The organism is Halomonas sp. AOP30-A1-24, assembly GCF_052378165.1.
Taxonomy (GTDB): Bacteria; Pseudomonadota; Gammaproteobacteria; order Pseudomonadales; family Halomonadaceae; genus Vreelandella; species Vreelandella citrativorans.
Genome location: NZ_JBQSXL010000010.1, coordinates 41,594 through 58,136, shown reverse-complemented (window position 1 = coordinate 58,136; position 16,543 = coordinate 41,594). Strand labels below are relative to the sequence as shown.

Sequence of the window (16,543 nt, the reverse complement as noted above, 5' to 3'; positions counted from 1 at the left end):
ATTAACACGCTATCAATAGAAAAGGATGTTAATGATGCAAAAGGTTATGCCTAACCCCGGTTTCGGTACTTTTCGCTTGGAAGGCGATACGCTAAAAGAGAGCATTCATGCGGCGCTTGAAGCAGGCTACCGCCATATCGACACCGCTCAGTTTTACGGTAATGAGAAGGGCGTTGGTGAAGCGATCCGTGACAGCAGCGTGCCACGTGGCGACATTTTTCTAACCACCAAGGTGTGGCACGACAACCTGGCGCCGCAGCGCTTGAAAGAGAGCGTTGATGAAAGCCTTGAAAAACTGGGCACCGATTACGTTGACCTACTACTGATCCATTGGCCATCGCCGGATAATGAAGTGGCGATGGAAGAGTATCTGGCTGCTCTCAAAGAAGTAAAGGCACTGGGCAAGGCGTGCCATATCGGCGTATCCAACTTCACCATCGAGCAGCTTGATAAAGCGGTGGAGATTTTGGGTAAAGGCGAAATCCTCACCAACCAGATCGAAGTGCATCCTTTTCTGCAAAACCGCAAGCTGGTTGAGCGCTGCGAGCATCACGGTATTCAGGTAACGGCCTTTATGCCGCTGGCGGTGGGCAAGGTAATGGACGATGCGACCCTCAAGCAGATTGCTGATGCACATAGCGTAACGCCTGCGCAAATTGCCTTGGCTTGGGTCAATCAGCGCAATATGGTCACCATTCCCTCTTCCACCAAGGCGCGTAACATCCAAAGCAATATTGCCGCGTTTGATCTTGTGCTAAGCGACAGCGAAATGACCGACATTGCCAAGCTGGACCGCAAGGAGCGCATCGCCAACCCTGACTTTGCGCCCGCCTGGGACGAGTGATCTTAAATGAGTGCTGAGGAACCTTAAGCTTCTTATAATGTCTTAGCGGTGCCTGTTTTAGCAGGCACCGCTTTTATATAGCTTTTAAATAATCGGCTGTACAGGAAGATTCCATGAAGCAAAAGATTCGCGACAACGCGCTCAAAGCGCAGCTACGAACCCCCATGTTCAAGATGCAACAACAAACGCCCAAAAAGGGCAAAGGCAGCTACTCCCGTAAAGGGCGCAAGGCCCTGCGGGGGTATCGCCAAGCCGCTTAATCAGGCGTTTTGGCAATGCTTCTGCTCTACCCAGGTATAGATCAATCCCTCTTAGCGATAGCCTTTCGCTTGCAGGTGAAATAAATGGGCGTAACGGCCGTTTATCGCGAGTAGTTCTTCATGCGTGCCGCGTTCAATAATTTCTCCCTGGTCGATAACGAGGATGAGATCCGCATTGCGAACGGTTGAGAAGCGGTGCGAAATAAGAATCGTCATTTTATTGTGGCTATGTTGCCGAAACCGGGTAAATACGTCGGCTTCAGCGGCAGCGTCCATCGCGGCGGTGGGTTCATCCAGTACTACAATATCGGCCTCTTCGCGCATGTAAGCACGTGAGAGCGCTATTTTTTGCCACTGCCCGCCGGAGAGTTCCTGTCCGTCCTTAAACCAGCGGCCCAACTGAGTGTTATAGCCTTGAGGCATGCGTTTGATAAAACTGTCAGCCATGCCATTGCGAGCGGCCTGCTGCCAGCGCTCTTGATTATTAAACGCCTGGATGTCGCCCACGCCCAGATTTTCGCCAACCGGCAATTGATAGCGGACAAAGTCCTGAAAAATAACCCCGACGCGTTTGCGTAGCGCACTGCTTTCCCAATCACGAAGATCACTGCCATCCAGCAGAATTCGCCCCTTTGTAGGGTGATAAAGCCGCGTTAAAAGCTTAATGAGGGTGGTTTTTCCTGAGCCGTTTTCGCCGACCAAGGCAAGGCTTTGACCGGGAGACAGGTGCAGTGAGATATGCTGCAATACCTGCTTGCCGCCTGGGTAAGCAAAGCTTACATCTTCAAAGCGCAGCCCATCGCCGGGAAGCGCGCCTTGCAAGCGCGTGCCGCCTTCCTGCTGGGTAGGTTGTTCCAGGTACTCGTAGAGGTTGGAAAGATAGAGGTTGTCTTCGTACATGCCGCTGATAGCTGTCAGGCTTGCAGAAAGCGCAGACTGGCCCTGTTTAAACACCATCAAGTACATGGTCATCTGCCCCAGCGTGATAGCACCTGCAATCGTCTCAACCACTACCCATCCATACGCCGCGTAGAATGTTAGCGTGCCCAGCAAACCAAGCAAGAAGCCCCAGCCCTCACGGCGGAGTGTTAATCGCCGGTCTTCGCTAAATAGCCGGTTGAAAATGTCGCGATAACGTTGCAAAAAAAGCGTCTCAAGGCCAAACAGTTTGACTTCTTTAATGCTGTCTTCGCGGGCCAGCACGGTTTCCAAATAGCCCTGCATACGCGTTTCGGGTGAGCGCCTGCGAAACAAGCGAAACGCATCACCTGAAAACTTGGCTTCTGAAACGAACACCGGCAGGGCGCCTGCCGCTAGAATCAGCAGCGCCCAAGGGGAAAACTGCACAAGCAGTACACTAAAACTGACCAGTGAGATGGCATTTTGCAGCAGCCCGAAGGTTTTATTAACCAGCGCTAAAGGTCGCGTGGAGGCTTCACGGCGAGCACGTGTTAATTGGTCATAAAGCTCTGAATCCTCGAACTGGCTTAATGATAGCGTGCCCGCTTTTTCTAAAATCATGACATTGACTTTCTGGCCCAGCAGGGCGCGAAGCAGCGACTGCTGAGCAGAAAGACCGCGTTGGGCCAGTGCGATCAAGGCGATGATGAGAGCCTCTAAAGCCACAAGCTCAAGCACCGGCATAATAATAACCGTCAGGTTAGCGGAAGGATTGTCGTGATAGGTGTCCATCGCGTTGACGACGCCATCAACGATCAGTTGGCCCACCCAGGCACCCGCCGCAGGCAACACGCCAGCCACCAGAGTACAAAGCGCCAGCCCGAACATCATCCAGCGGGAGGTTTCCCAAACAAGGCCCAAGGCTCGCTTGCTGTAGCGAAACACGTTGAAAAAACCGTTAACCGACGGGGCGTTACCAGAGGTGGAAAACAGTGGGGGCATAGGGAGTTAACATGAACCGAGAACGAAAGAAGCTATTATGATGCGTGGGTTGCGTCGCAATAGCCACTTCAACCGCCAGAGCCTTATAGCGCGCGACGGTTGCAGCAGGAGAAGAAGATGAGCACAGGCTCTTTTCGTACAAATCTTAGGGAAGGATAAAGGCACCGTATACAAGCGCACCCATTACCACAAACGCGGGATGAACGCTGAACCGTACCAGCGCAATCGCGGCAATGGCGCCGATAATCAGCGTATGTACCCACCCCGCGCCATTAACGCCTTCAAGGAAAAAGCCAAACGTTAACCACACCATCATAATGGCGATCACTGGGCGTACCCATTGGCTCATACGCTTGACTTGGGGCGACTCGCGATGACGGTACAAAAGTCCTAGTGCGGCAATCATCAGCAGTAACGAAGGTACAACCGTTGCCGCTATCGCGACGGCGGCACCGCCGATGCCGGCCACTTCATAACCCACGTAGCCGGCCATTTTAGTAGCAATCGGGCTAGGCAGCGCGTTTCCAAGTGCAAGCGTTTCCGCGAAACCCTGAGACGTCATCCAGCCATAGCGGCCGACTACTTCGGCTTCAAGCAGAGGGATAATGGCTGGACCACCGCCGTAGCCAACAATGTTCGGTACAAAAAACGCCAGGAAGAGCTCCCAATAAATCATGCTGAGCGCTCCGCTTTTTTAGCCGTGGAAGGGCGTAACAGCGCCACCAGCAAAATCGCACCAATAATAAAACCGGGGTGAATGCCCAGCCAATAAATCAATATGCCAGCGGTAATCGCCATTAGGCTACTGACAAGCCAACCTAGCGCCTTTTGCGATTTATCAAAGAAGTCCCAGGCCAGTTGCCCCATCATCACCATCACGACGGGAACCACGGCTTGCCCCATCCCACGAATCCAGGCCACATCCCGATACCGGCTAAAAACGCCCAGCATGACCACCATGGCAACTATCATGGGAAAACAAACTGCAAGTACCGACGCTATACAGCCACTAATGCCGCCTACACGGTAGCCGATATAACCAGGCATTTTAGTTGCGATAGGACCAGGTAAGGTGTTGCCAATGGCTAATACATCGGCAAACTCTTCGTCCGTCAGCCATTGGTGGCGTGTAACGACTTCTGCATGTACCAGCGGTATCATTGAAGGGCCGCCACCGAAACCAAAAATACCGACTCGAAAAAAGGCCCAGAACAGGGCTGTCTGTTTCATCAGCGTGTCACGCTATGGTAAGCAGGCCGAAAACGGTAGTAGATGCGTTGAAAAACCATATTCTCTCTTTATATCGTTTATAAGTGATAAAATCGATTATTTTTCAGGGTAGAATAATATAATCAAGAGCGTTAGCAGGCGTCAAACGGAATAAATGATATGCGCTCACCGGTGGATGAAAGGACCCTACCATGAACCAGTACATTCAGCCCTCCACAACGACAGCATCTAGCCGTATTTACGATATTTTACGCAAAGACCTGGTTAATGGGCGTTTTGCTGCTGGCGAAAAGTTGGCAATCAATGCGCTTAAAGAGCTGTATCAAGTGGGCTTAAGCCCCTTGCGTGAAGCGTTAAACAAGTTGGCCGCCTATGGTCTGCTGATACAGGAAAATCAGCGCGGTTTTCGGGTGCCAACACTTTCACGCAGTGAACTGGATGATATTGTAAAAACGCGCTTAGCCTTGGAAGGCATGGCATTTGAACAGGCAATTTCGCTGGGGGATGCGGCGTGGGAGGCAAACCTTCTCGCGGCAGAGCATCGCCTGAAGTGTGCCGACATGACGCTGGATAATGACGATGAGTGGGAGCGATTGCATACCCAGTTTCATCGCACGCTGGTCGCATCTTGCGGCTCTATATGGTCGCTGCGGTTTATTGAGCAACTGCATGATCAATTTGATCGGTACCGGCGCTTGGGGCCCAAAATGCCGGTAATTCGCCAGGAGTTGGATCAGCAGCACCATGAGCTAGTGGCGCTCGCTTTAAAGCGCGATGTGAAAGCAGCGCGAAAGCTTCTTGATGAGCATATCCTTAAATCCTATGAGGCTGCGCTAACGTGCTTTGCGCAGCACGGATAAAAGCATCAGCTAAGCCGTTAGTGATAGGTGTACACTGGCGCGCACTAAACACGATAAAGCGGATGTAAAAGAGCGATGCAATATTCAGATAATGATGTCATTGAGCAAACGTTGAGCTGGGTGCGCAATTTTATTGTGGCTGAAAACGTATGTCCCTTTGCTCAGCGAGAAGTAGAGCGTGACACTATTCGTGTGGGCGTCGTACGCTCAAAAAAGCTTGAGGTGGCATTGGAAGAGCTGATGGTCGAAGTGCAGTGGTTGGATGAGCATCCGGAAACAGAAACCACGCTGCTGGTCTTTCCCACGCTTTTTAAGCACTTTGACCACTACCTCGACTATGTAGAACTGGCAGAAAGCATGCTGGCCGAACAGGGCTATGAAGGTGTTTATCAGCTGGCGACTTTTCACCCCGACTACTGCTTTGAGGACGCCACGCCAGAGGACGCCTCGAACTACACCAACCGCTCACCCTACGCAATGGTGCACCTATTGCGCGAAGCGAGCGTTGAAAAAGCCATTGAGTTTTATGGTGATACCTCGGTCATCCCGGAACGCAATGTGGCCCACTTGACCGCGATGGGGAGCAGTAGGGCAGAGCGCTATCTTCAGGATGCGTTAGCGCAACGGGCATTTCCGGGTAAAACGCCATAACGCCTTATTCGTGCTGTTTATGTAAAGCTCAAACGCCCTTGCTTTGGATCGATTGTTGCGCTTTTCTCTGCTTGTATGCCAAGCGCCGCCACTACAATCAACATGACAACGAGTAAACCTAATGCACCTGCAAGAGCATAGTTCACAGGTAGATCTTTCTTTACGTTAATCTCTCACTTAAGGGCAGTGGAGCAGGAAAGGGACAACCGCTTCTTAATGAATCAGGAAGGCTCATCGGGGTGGTTGTAATATCGATTAAAAATCATAAAAATTAATATGTTAGTCGATTAATTTATAAAAATTTATGCATCACGTAGCTGTCTACGAGTCCTTGTGCCGCGTGACAATAAGCCTTCGGCACCGTGCCCACAATACTAAATCCTAAACGCTGCCAAAGCGCTACCGCTGCGTCGTTCGTAGCTACGACAGCGTTAAACTGCATGGCTTTAAAATCATGGGTGCGGGCGAGTTGCTGAGAGTGTTCACACATCGCGCGCGCAACGCCTTTACCGCGGGCGGCAGCGGTGACCATATAGCCGCAGTTACACACATGGCTACCCGGGCCTGCCGCATTGGCTTTTAGGTAGTAGCTTCCCACCAGTTCGCCTGCTGAGTCTCTTACGGCATACGTGGCTTTGGGTACTTGGCACCATAGTGAGTAGGCCGCCTCGTAGCTAATGTCGGGGTCAATGGCATAGGTGTGTTGTTCCGCCACAATCGCCTTAAAAGTGGGCCAGAAAATAGCGAAGTCGTCTTGCGTCATCAAGGTGAAGGTAAGTGTAGACATGGTTAATACCTGGTAGAGATAAGCCGCGTAGCATGTGATGGGCGTTAATGGTACCAGGCCGCAGCGATACATGCGGCTGTCAACATGGAAGGGGCATCTGCTGAAGCCCCTTAAGCGGCTGCACGTTGCACTTATTTTGCTACTTGAGCAACGATTTCGTAGCTACGCACGCGGTCGGCATGATCAAAAAAGTCACTATTAATCATTAATTCATCGGCGCCTGTACGTTCCTGAAAGTCTTCAAGTCCCGCTTTAACTGTTTCTGGACCACCAATAATCGCGGCACCCAGGAACTGGTTGACCTGCGACTGCTCCATGGGTGACCAGTCCAGTTGCTCTACCGGGGGCTGCGACTGAGTGGGCTTGCCACGAATAAGGTTCAGAAACTTCTGCTGGGCGGAGGTAGCAAGGTAATGCGCCATGGCATCATTTTCAGCGGCCATCACCGGCAGTCCGACCATGGCATAAGGCTTATCCAGATGCTCAGACGGGCGGAAGTTATCGCGGTAGAGGCGTAACGCTTCAAATAGATAGCCGGGTGCAAACTGCGCCGCAAACGCAAAGGGCAGGCCCAGCCTGGCGGCCAGTTGGGCGCTGTAGCCGCTTGAACCCAACAGCCAGATAGGCACGTTAGTTCCTTGGCCAGGTACCGCTTTCACCTGCTGGCCGGGCTCTGCATCACCCAGGTAACGACGCAGCTCGCTTAGTTGCTCGGGGAAATCATCTACGCCAGAATGCATGCTGCGCCGCATGGCACGCATAGTGGCACCGTCAGAACCAGGCGCCCGCCCAAGCCCCAGGTCAATGCGCCCAGGGTAGAGCGTTTCCAGCGTGCCAAACTGCTCGGCAATCACAAGCGGAGGATGATTAGGCAGCATTACCCCGCCCGAGCCTAGCCGTATAGTGGAAGTGTGGCCTGCCAAATGGCCAATCAGAACGGACGTGGCGGCACTGGCGATTCCAGGAATGTTGTGATGTTCGGCAAGCCAGTAACGGGTATAGCCCAACTGCTCGGCTCGCTGTGCCAGTGAAACGCTATCACGGAACGTTTCAGCAGCGCTGCCGCCTTGGCGTATAGGGGCAAGGTCGAGAACAGAGAGCGCGGTCGAAGAGAGTTGGCTCATATTTCACCTACTAATAAAGACGTGGAGCATGCTTAAGAATTTGGGCGCGTAGGCAATGAGACGGTACGCGGTTAAATCATTAGCACGCTTGTTAGTAGAGTGTATGCGGGCTACGAAGGCCAAATGCAAGGAGTAGCCCCTTTTGAGCTGCGTAACCTGTTTTATCGGTTAGTCACTCGGCGGGGTGGGGCGAATCAGGATCTCGTTAACGTCGACATGAGCCGGTTGAGAGAGCGCATAAATAACCGCGTTAGCGACATCGCGAGCTTCCAGCGCCGTTTCAGGCGGTTCATCAAAAAAGGGCGTATCGACCATGCCGGGCTCAATCAAACGAGGTGACATCAGTGGATGGCCCGTTTAGCGTGAGTATGCTGGAGCCTCTTTGAGCATGGAGGAGAGATCGAGAATGGCTTGCGCCATGTCTGCCATGCTTTTGCTTTGATCCATTGATGTCTTGCGAAGGAAGCGGTAAGCCTCCTCTTCACTCATTGATTGGTGCGCCATAATAAGCCCTTTAGCGCGTTCAATAAGCTTGCGCTCGCGCAGTGCCTTACGGGTATTTTCCAGCTCATCGCTTAACCCTTGTAGGCGGCTGGACTGGGTCTGGATTAACGCTATCAGGGAACGGCCAAGCGGTGAGGTCAGCGCGCTGGCCGTTAAATCACCCGGCGGCTGAGGATGGTTAAGGGCCAGTAACGGTTCGCAAGGCGCGGGTTTATGCGCGTAAGGCTTGGCTTTGGTCTGCTCAAGCGTTGCTTCTGCCTGGTGTATTTTGCGATAGCAAAGCGCGGCTAACTGTGCGTTTAACGTATCTTCGACGCTTTTAATGGCGTCGATACGCAGCGTGGTTAGCTCGTACCAGGTTTCACCCAACGCGTTAGACGTTATATGTGGCGACGCTGGCTGGCAGGCGGCCTCACGCAGCTGTTGAATGCCGGTTAGCGTGCTGGCTGAAACGGCCTGCTGCCAGGCAAGCACGGCGTCTGGCGTAGCAAATTCGATAAAAGTGTCAAAACAGCGCTGCTGGTCGTTAACCAGTTGGCCGAGAAGTTGGCGATGATTGTCATCAAAATGGCCAAGGGTATAGCCAAAGGCGCCACAGGCACGCTCTTGTCCAGCCAGCTCCTTGCCTTGCATGAGATGGAAAATAGCTACCAGCGCGCGGGTGATATCTGGATCGTCTGAGGTGTCGGCAGCTTCGAAGACAATCGCTAACAAACCGCCAATCAGGTGATTAAAGGCTTGGGTGGCGGCATCGGGAGAGATAGCAACGTTATCAATGGCGCTGCGCAGTACGCTTAAGTCGTCCAGGGCGTTCCACACGGCGGCTATCCGGCGCAACAGGCGTGCCGCCGCCTGCGGGCGCACTTCCTGGCTTAGCGCCTCTAAGCGCCTGCGCAGCAGCGCTTCGGCCTCTTTGCTCTTGTTAATATACGTCTGGCGGCGTGTTTTAAAGCGCTGACCTTGAGAGGCGAGATAAATCGTTGAGGCACCGCGTTCGCGCTGAAGCACATGGATAAAACGGCTAATATCCGCAACGATTTCTGAGGTCGTTGCTAAATAGCGAAAATTGTCGATATCGCAACGAATGGCGGTTAAGAGTAGCTGCAGGGCAGATGACATAACGATTTCCTTTTACTCGCCGCGTTGCCCCCTTCTCCCATGGCTGGCTTGCGGCGGAGAGTAGGGGGCTGCTTGAGTGTAATGCCTGGTGTTAACGTAATGCCTAGCGCTAACGTAATGAAAGGGCCCCCGCACCGGTATCATCGCCCACGGCATCACGGTAAGCGTTTGCTTCTTGTGCTTCCGTTATGTCGTTAAACCGAACGACTAATACACACGAGGCCAGTACCAGAACGGTCACGCCCAGGTAAAATAGCCCTTGTTGATAGCTTAAGCTTTCACTGCGAAACAGAAAGGCTGCCGAGACGGCGCCGACATTTCCGCCTGCACCCACAATCCCGGCAACTGCGCCCAAGGCTTTTTTATTGATAAACGGCACGACACCGAACGTGGCGCCTTCGGCCATTTGTACGAAGAGGCTAAACACCAGCATGATGCCAATGGCCAAGCTTAGAATGTGCATTTGCGAAAAGGCGACCAGCGCAATGCCTTCACAAAGCAGCGCAATAAATAGCCAGCGCACGCGTCCTTTTAACCCGCCCTGTTTGGCGAATAGGTCCGAGAAAACACCACCCAGTGTGCGGGCAAAAATATTCATCAACCCAAAAAGCCCTGCAATCATGCCAGCCATTGCCAGCGTTAAGTCGAATTTGTCGAAGAAGTAGATAGCCGCAATATTGTTGATCGTAAGTTCAACACCAAAACAGAGCCCATAAACGACAAACAGTGCCCAAACGCGGATGTCTTTCGCCGCTGCTAAAAAGCATTGAGTGGCGCTGTTCTCGCCCGTTGCCTCGGGCAATTCACCCCGTGCGCGCAGGTCACTAAAGTTGCCGTCAGGCGCATCCTGCGTGAGGAACCAGTAACCGAGCCCGGTGATAAACATCACAATGCCGGGCACGACCATGGCAAGACGCCAGCCTAGCGCTTCGTTAACGCCCAGCATTAGCATGCCTGCAAAGATAAGCGGCATGAGAATTTGCGTGGTACCGCCTCCCAGATTACCCCAGCCCGCACTCGTTGCATTGGCGGTACCCACGACATTGGGCGCAAACATCATGGTGGTGTGGTACTGCGTAATCACGAATGAGGCACCGATAGCGCCAATGGCTAAGCGGGCTAGCAGGAACGTCTCAAAACTATTGGCAAAGCCGATGCCCATGACCGGTAGGGAGCCTAAAATGAGCAGGCCCGTGTAGGTTTTGCGCGGTCCTAATCGGTCACACAGCAATCCGATCAGGAGCCGTACGATAACGGTAATCGCGACAGACGCGATGATCGTGTTGCCAATTTGTGTCTGTGTCAGGGAAAGGTCATCGCGCACCACCGCCATGAGTGGCGCGATGCCGAACCAGCCAAAGAAACAGATATGAAAAGCAAACCACGACAGGTGGAAGGCACGCATCTGAGGCGTGGAGAACGTCAGCAGTCGAATACGATTGGCTTTATTGCGTATGTCCATGAGATGGCCTCGGGGATCTTGAACCAGTTGAGCATCACGCAACGCTAAATCGCTTTGCTGCGTTACGTGTTCACGAGAACATGCCTTCGTCATTGAAGGTCAGGCTCGACGCACTCGTACCCGGTTGGGCCTGGTCTACGCCTACCATCACAAGAGATAGTTAAGCAATTAATTCGCCATCGGGGTTTTTTGTAAGCCTTATCAGTTGGTTACTTTTTATAGGCCGGAGATTTACAGAAAGAGGAACAGCCCCACGCGCTGTTGATGGGCATGCCGTAGGCGGCATGCATCACAATAGTGCTGTTTAGTCGTGCAGGTAAACGGCGTCGATATCCAGCGTTGAGTGATTGCCGATTGCCTCGAAGTGCTCATCCAGCCAGCGCTGCGCGGCGTCTCGGCCTTGTTCAAAAAGATGTGAAAGAAACGCCCATTCCGAATTCATCTTGCTGGAAACGGAAAGGTTTTCCAGCGCCTGCTCGCCGCTAATACGATGAAAGAGTGCCTGCTGGTAACAGTTTTTAATCCCTTGCTCTTCCAGGGCGTGTTGCAGCAGTGCAATCATGCGTATCTCTTTAATCAGCGCGGCGTTAAAGGTAATTTCATTAAGTCTGTTCAGGATGGATGACGCACAGGTCGGCACTGAGTCGCGGCTGATAGGATTAATTTGTACCAGCAGGATATCGCGTGAACTGCACTCCTCCATTAAGGGAAACAGCGCGGGGTTACCCATGTAGCCGCCATCCCAGTAGGCCTCACCATCAATTTCAACGGCCTGGAACATCAAGGGTAAACAGGCAGAGGCCATCACGGCATCAAGGCTCATCTCTTCGCGACGAAAGACACGCTGTTTGCCCGTGCGCACATTGGTGGCTGCCACAAACAGCTTAAGCTGCTCGCATTGTCGCACCCGCTCGAAATCAATGTGTGCATCAACGATGTCACGCAGTGGGTTAACGTTCAACGGGTTGAATTGATAGGGCGAGATCAGGCGCGTCATAAGGTCCATCGCGATATAGCCAGGCGAATGATCAAGGCTCCAGTTGCCTGTCCAGACATCCATCGGCGAACGGCGTACCGGGCTTGCCATACCCGCGCGGCTGACCGCCTGCCAAAAATCTGTAAGTGCTTGCCTGGCTAACGGCTTGCCGCCCCTGGTAAGGGCATCTGCCATCACCACGCCATTCATGGCGCCGGCGCTGGTGCCGCTAATACCTTCTATTTCGATGCGCTCATCTTCAAGCAGGCGGTCAATGACGCCCCATGAATAAGCGCCGTGCGCCCCACCGCCTTGCAATGCGAGATCCAGCTTCTTGACTTGAGTCATAAGGCCTCATGCGTTAGTAAGCTTATTTATGCTGCACTGCTTCTCAGCATGGCATAAGAACCAACACATGCCACCACCAACGCGTATGAGACGAATTTAACGCTGCGCTAAATGGGGGGAGCCTGGCGTTTGGCAGCGTAAGAAATCTGAGCTGGCGAGCCACTCTTCATCGGGGTAATAGGCAAACACATACTGATCTTCTCTTAAGCTATCAATCAGCGGGTAAGTGATATCCTCGCGTACAGCGGGGCAGCCATGGCTGCGGCCGAGACGACCTGTTTGCGCAATAAAGTCGTCGCTAACGTAGTCGGCTCCATGAATCACAATGGCACGTTCGTAGGCGAGGTCGTTGACCTCGGGTTCCAGCCCGTTAAGTCTAAGGGAGTAGCCGTTGCGTCCGTAATAGCTATTCATGGTACGAAACAAGCCAAGACTTGATTGATAACTTTCAGGAATATTCGAGAAGGTTTCGGCTTGCGCATCACCAGAACCCTGACCATGGGAGACCAATTCCTCAAACAGTAGCGTGTGCTGGCGCAGGTCAAAAACCCACAAGCGCCGCTCGGTGGAAGGCAGTGAATAGTCGATAACTGCCAGCCGCTCGACATTGGGGTCCGCACAGCTGAGCGCTTGGGCGGCAAGGCGCAGCGCTTCTGGGGTAGCCGAAGGCGCTAATTGAAGCAACTGATGATTAAGCGATAACACACCGGGAGGGGGCGTTGAGGCGACATCAGAAAAGAAACTGCTCGCGTATAAAGGGAGGCTAATGAACGCGAAAGGTAAACAGCATGACAACGATAGTGGGCGCAAACGGGTTACCATACAGAACAATCCTGCTGACAAGAGCGACGACGAAAAACAGTAAACGGCTATGATGAAAGTAAGCATGCCGCGAATGGGAATTCATAGTAACGCAAGGAGAGGGTGATGAACGAGATGCAGTCACTAAGACAATGGGCGATAGGGGCCGCTCTAGGTCTAGCACTGTCCCATATCCCCTTCGGTGTAACACCGGCGTATGCGGCCTCTGAGCCGCTTAAACAGGCACTTATACAGCGCTTGGCGGCTGAAGATCAGGCGTCGCTGCCGATCCGTGAATTTTATCAATTGCGTAATGAGCAGCTAGCTTGGCGCGAGGCTTCATCGGTTGAGGCGTTAGCCAATGCGCTTAACCTGCTTGAAAGTGATGGTTTGACCCCTAGTGACTACCGTGCCGATAGATTGTTGAGCGCTTTCCAGAGTAGCCAAAACGCTGGAGAGTCCGCTCAGGTCGCGTTTGATATTCAGGCAACGTCGTCGCTGTTATTGGCGCTCGATCACTTGGAGCGTGGCAAGGTCAACCCGCGTGACGTTGAGCCAAATTGGGATGCCCCACGCCCTGAGCGTCGCTATTCGCTGGCTCGCGTTGCTCAGGCCGTTGATGACCAGGCGTTGGAGCGCGCCTTTGAGCTGGCTCGCCCAGCCTCAAGTGAGTATCAGCAGTTGCGAGAGGCGCTCAGTCGCTATCGCCAGGTGGCCACGCTAGGCAGCACCCCGTATTTGCCGTCGCGCGAAGACTCGCTGCGCCCGGGTGATAGGGATGATGCCGTAATCCTGCTGCGCCAACGCTTGGCGATGTGGGGAGAAGATGGCCTGGTCTCGGCAGACAGCAGCGCCTATCCCATGATTGGCGTTCAGGCGCCAGGCGGCGATAGACGCACCTTTGATACTGAACTCGAAATGGCCGTAAAACGCTTTCAGCGGCGCCATCAACTAACCGCCGATGGCGTCGTGGGTGATCGTACTCGCTTGGCGCTTAATGCACCTGCCGCCTCACGTGTTGATCAGTTGCGGGTTAATCTGGAGCGTGCTCGCTGGATAGGCCCCCAGCAGTCTAGTGAGCCGCGGGTCTGGGTAGATATCGCAGGCTACCAGTTGCACTATATTCGGCCAAACGGCCAGCAGTGGAATGCCCGGGTGGTCGTTGGGTCGCCGCGCCGTGAAACGCCTATTATTCACTCATCCATCAGCCACCTAACGATCAATCCCAGTTGGACGATTCCGCCTACCATCCTGCGTGAAGATGTTCTGCCCCGGATACGTCAGAACACCGACTATTTAGCCCAGCATAATATGCAGGTGATCAATATGTCCGGTGCGCAGCTAGACCCCGCCGAGGTCGATTGGCAACGCCCTGGGGGCGTTATGTTGCGCCAGGTAGCGGGGAGCAGTAACCCTTTGGGTCGGGTAGTGGTGCGCTTTCCCAATAATGACATGATCTATTTACACGACACGCCAGCACAGGGGCTTTTCCAGCGTGATCAACGGGCATTGAGCTCGGGCTGCGTACGTGTCGAAGGGGTGCGCGAATTTGCCCAAATGCTTTTGCAAGATAGTGGCAGTCGTTACCAGCTCAGCACGCTAATAAATAGTGGTGGCAGCGACCGTAATGTGAACTTGCCTCAGCGCATTCCTGTCGCGCTACATTACTTGACCGCATGGCCCAACGCCCAAGGGAAAGTGGAGTTTCGCACGGATATCTACCGGCGCGATGCGTCACTATTGGCAGCGCTCCAGCGTTCTGTATGAACATAGAGGAGCAGGCCCGCGAGTAGATAGCGCAAGGTGCGTGGCTACCGTTCAGAGGGTAAAAACGACAATGCCGCCCTAGGGCGGCATTGTTATAGGGTGTTAAAGCTTGGATTACAAAAACTTGGATTACAAAAAAACCGGATTACTCAGTATCGCTTTCTGACTGGTAGCCCGCCACGCTAATCGTGCCGGTTTCGCCACTTTCAAGCGCAGCAAGCATCGGCTCGGCCTGGCGTTGGAAGGCAATTAGTGTGTCGCCGTTTAAGCCCATGTTTTCAGGCAGGTCTATCGTCATTGCATTAACGGGCGAGTTATTAACGATGACCTCGTAATGCAGGTGAGGGCCCGTACTACGGCCAGTGTTACCCGAAAGCGCGATGCGCTCGCCCATGGTGACGCGTTGGCCCTGGCTTACCAACTGCCGGGACAAGTGCAGGTAGCGCGTACGATAGCCATTGTCATGGCGGATAATAATATAGCGGCCTGCGGCTGGGTGGTTGGCAATTTTCTCAACACGGCCATTGGCGGGGGCAGTCACCGGCGTACCAATAGGCATTGCAAAGTCAGTACCGTTGTGCGGGCTGATCCGACCCGTTACTGGATGTTTACGGCGTGGATTGAAACCGGAGCTAAGGCGGTAACTGCCGTCAAAGGGGTAGCGTGCAAAAGAGGGATCCAGGCTATTGCCTTCGGGCGTATAGAAGTTATTGTCGGTGGCATTACGTACGACAGTGAGGTCCATGCGCTCTCCGGCATACTTTACTGCTAGTACGCGGGAGCCCAGCGTTTCTCCATCAATCATGTCGGACTCAACCAGCACCTGGAATTGGTCGCCACGGCGACTGTCCCGGCGAAAATCAAGTTTCTTCTCTAGCAAGTGAGTAAGCTCGGTAACCGAGCTGCTGCTCAAACCAGTTGCCTGAGCTGAACGGGCGAAACTACCGCTAACACTACCCGCAAAAAGGCGTTGAACCGGCTCACCCTGTCGCTCAATAGACGTAATGGCGAAACTGTCAGTATCGCTTTCTATTAATACCCCGTCGCGCATGTTTTTCATCATGCGAAGCGCAAGCAGGCGGCCGTCCTCATCTAGCTGGTAGTCGAAGCTGTGGCCTGCACGCCAGTTTGTCAGCATTTGAGATTCTGGCATGTCATCCAACAGTGCCAGTACTTCGCTATAGCCTAGCCCCAGCTCATCTTGTGCCAGAACGGCAAAGGTTTCACCTGGCTCAACAAGGTGGGTCTTCCATTCAGGGACATAGGGCTCTTCAGCAGCCAGTTCCAGCTCAAGAAAAGAGACGTCATCGAACAGATCAATGCCGTAATCTTCATAAGAAGTAGCATCTGCGATTTCGACAGAGGACGACGGATCGATATCGAGCATGCCGCTTGAAAGTGTGCCTACGACAATCGACATATGCAGTGCGCCGTTATCGATTGCGCTGTCGTTGAGTACTGCACTGGGCGGCTGGTGTTCTGCTACCGCCGCATCCGCACTAGAGATAAGATCAAGATCAACGATTTCTGTTGCCGCTAAATCGCTAAGGGGAATATGTTCGCGGGTGGCATCAATGGCCCTTGAGGCGCGGTTGATGGCATCAGCAACCGGCGCTCGTTCCTGACCAAGGGAAGGCAGACCTGGCGCTGAATCGCTGGGAAGCGGTACTAACACGCTTGCAAGCGGTGTATGGGGTTGGTTTAAATCGTGATACGTTGTAATTAATTTTTGTGCGCCCAGCACAGTGACCATTGTAGCCACAGGTAACAGTAACAACTTATGCGTGCGGGGCAGCGAATGAAGGATTCGCAACATGGGTAAATAGACCGCCGAGTTCGTGATCGAAAACGAATATGAAAGTAAACAAACCCCGGAACCATACCCCATGGAGCAAAAGGTGCATAGAC

At 53.2% G+C, this 16,543-nt stretch carries 16 protein-coding genes and 1 pseudogene; 5 read left to right on the top strand and 12 right to left on the bottom strand.

Annotated elements, in window-relative coordinates:
• Positions 1–34 precede the first annotated feature (34 nt).
• On the top strand, positions 35–844 hold the full coding sequence (gene dkgB / locus ACT3TJ_RS07700) for a 2,5-didehydrogluconate reductase DkgB (RefSeq protein WP_407647897.1): 810 nt from the start codon (positions 35–37) through the stop codon (positions 842–844).
• 113 nt (positions 845–957) lie between these two features.
• The gene (gene arfA, locus ACT3TJ_RS07695; RefSeq protein ID WP_087108287.1) at positions 958–1,104 is read left to right on the top strand and encodes an alternative ribosome rescue factor ArfA; all 147 of its coding nucleotides are present in this window, start codon (positions 958–960) and stop codon (positions 1,102–1,104) included.
• Positions 1,105–1,155: 51 nt separating this feature from the next.
• On the opposite strand, the gene ACT3TJ_RS07690 is transcribed toward arfA, so the two are convergent.
• From ACT3TJ_RS07690 to ACT3TJ_RS07680, 3 genes are all read right to left on the bottom strand, one after another.
• Positions 1,156–3,006: an ABC transporter ATP-binding protein gene (locus ACT3TJ_RS07690; protein ID WP_192526680.1), complete on the bottom strand. Its 1,851-nt coding sequence runs from the start codon at positions 3,004–3,006 to the stop codon at positions 1,156–1,158.
• 145 nt (positions 3,007–3,151) lie between these two features.
• Positions 3,152–3,682, bottom strand: coding sequence for a chromate transporter (locus tag ACT3TJ_RS07685; RefSeq protein ID WP_192526681.1), 531 nt, complete (start codon positions 3,680–3,682; stop codon positions 3,152–3,154).
• On the bottom strand, positions 3,679–4,236 hold the full coding sequence (locus ACT3TJ_RS07680) for a chromate transporter (protein WP_192526682.1): 558 nt from the start codon (positions 4,234–4,236) through the stop codon (positions 3,679–3,681). The genes ACT3TJ_RS07685 and ACT3TJ_RS07680 overlap by 4 nt, the downstream gene beginning before the upstream one ends.
• Before the next feature lie 191 nt (positions 4,237–4,427).
• On the opposite strand from ACT3TJ_RS07680, the gene ACT3TJ_RS07675 reads away from it, so the two are divergent.
• Together ACT3TJ_RS07675 and ACT3TJ_RS07670 are read left to right on the top strand one after the other, a co-directional pair.
• Positions 4,428–5,096, top strand: coding sequence for a GntR family transcriptional regulator (locus ACT3TJ_RS07675; RefSeq protein WP_087108311.1), 669 nt, complete (start codon positions 4,428–4,430; stop codon positions 5,094–5,096).
• A gap of 75 nt (positions 5,097–5,171) precedes the next feature.
• Positions 5,172–5,747, top strand: a complete 576-nt coding sequence (locus tag ACT3TJ_RS07670) for a DUF1415 domain-containing protein (protein WP_444622358.1) — start codon at positions 5,172–5,174, stop codon at positions 5,745–5,747.
• A 17-nt stretch (positions 5,748–5,764) separates the two neighbouring features.
• On the opposite strand, the gene ACT3TJ_RS07665 is transcribed toward ACT3TJ_RS07670, so the two are convergent.
• The 8 genes and pseudogenes from ACT3TJ_RS07665 to ACT3TJ_RS07630 form a co-directional block, all read right to left on the bottom strand.
• Entirely contained in the window at positions 5,765–5,893 is a 129-nt protein-coding gene (locus ACT3TJ_RS07665) for a hypothetical protein (protein ID WP_264299230.1), read from the bottom strand.
• Positions 5,894–6,039: 146 nt separating this feature from the next.
• Positions 6,040–6,534, bottom strand: coding sequence for a GNAT family N-acetyltransferase (locus tag ACT3TJ_RS07660; RefSeq protein WP_087108423.1), 495 nt, complete (start codon positions 6,532–6,534; stop codon positions 6,040–6,042).
• A 131-nt stretch (positions 6,535–6,665) separates the two neighbouring features.
• On the bottom strand, positions 6,666–7,658 hold the full coding sequence (locus ACT3TJ_RS07655; RefSeq protein ID WP_192526685.1) for an LLM class flavin-dependent oxidoreductase: 993 nt from the start codon (positions 7,656–7,658) through the stop codon (positions 6,666–6,668).
• A 168-nt stretch (positions 7,659–7,826) separates the two neighbouring features.
• Positions 7,827–8,000, bottom strand: a pseudogene (locus ACT3TJ_RS07650) (short-chain dehydrogenase); the annotation flags it as partial.
• 15 nt (positions 8,001–8,015) lie between these two features.
• A complete protein-coding gene (locus tag ACT3TJ_RS07645) occupies positions 8,016–9,281 on the bottom strand; it encodes a nitrate- and nitrite sensing domain-containing protein (RefSeq protein WP_444622359.1) in 1,266 nt (421 codons plus the stop codon).
• A gap of 109 nt (positions 9,282–9,390) precedes the next feature.
• Positions 9,391–10,743, bottom strand: coding sequence for an MFS transporter (locus tag ACT3TJ_RS07640; RefSeq protein WP_192526687.1), 1,353 nt, complete (start codon positions 10,741–10,743; stop codon positions 9,391–9,393).
• Positions 10,744–11,047: 304 nt separating this feature from the next.
• Positions 11,048–12,067 (bottom strand): patatin-like phospholipase family protein, encoded by a 1,020-nt coding sequence (locus ACT3TJ_RS07635; protein ID WP_192526688.1) that lies wholly within the window; start codon positions 12,065–12,067, stop codon positions 11,048–11,050.
• Positions 12,068–12,163: 96 nt separating this feature from the next.
• Positions 12,164–12,889 carry a murein L,D-transpeptidase catalytic domain family protein gene (locus ACT3TJ_RS07630; protein ID WP_087108324.1) on the bottom strand — a complete coding sequence of 242 codons (726 nt, stop codon included), beginning with the start codon at positions 12,887–12,889 and terminating at the stop codon, positions 12,164–12,166.
• 105 nt (positions 12,890–12,994) lie between these two features.
• Between ACT3TJ_RS07630 and ACT3TJ_RS07625 the strand changes: the two genes are divergently transcribed.
• The gene (locus tag ACT3TJ_RS07625) at positions 12,995–14,635 is read left to right on the top strand and encodes a L,D-transpeptidase family protein (RefSeq protein ID WP_444622360.1); all 1,641 of its coding nucleotides are present in this window, start codon (positions 12,995–12,997) and stop codon (positions 14,633–14,635) included.
• Positions 14,636–14,780: 145 nt separating this feature from the next.
• Here ACT3TJ_RS07625 and ACT3TJ_RS07620 read toward each other — a convergent pair whose 3' ends face one another.
• Positions 14,781–16,451: a peptidoglycan DD-metalloendopeptidase family protein gene (locus ACT3TJ_RS07620; RefSeq protein WP_444622361.1), complete on the bottom strand. Its 1,671-nt coding sequence runs from the start codon at positions 16,449–16,451 to the stop codon at positions 14,781–14,783.
• Between the last annotated feature and the right edge of the window lie 92 nt (positions 16,452–16,543).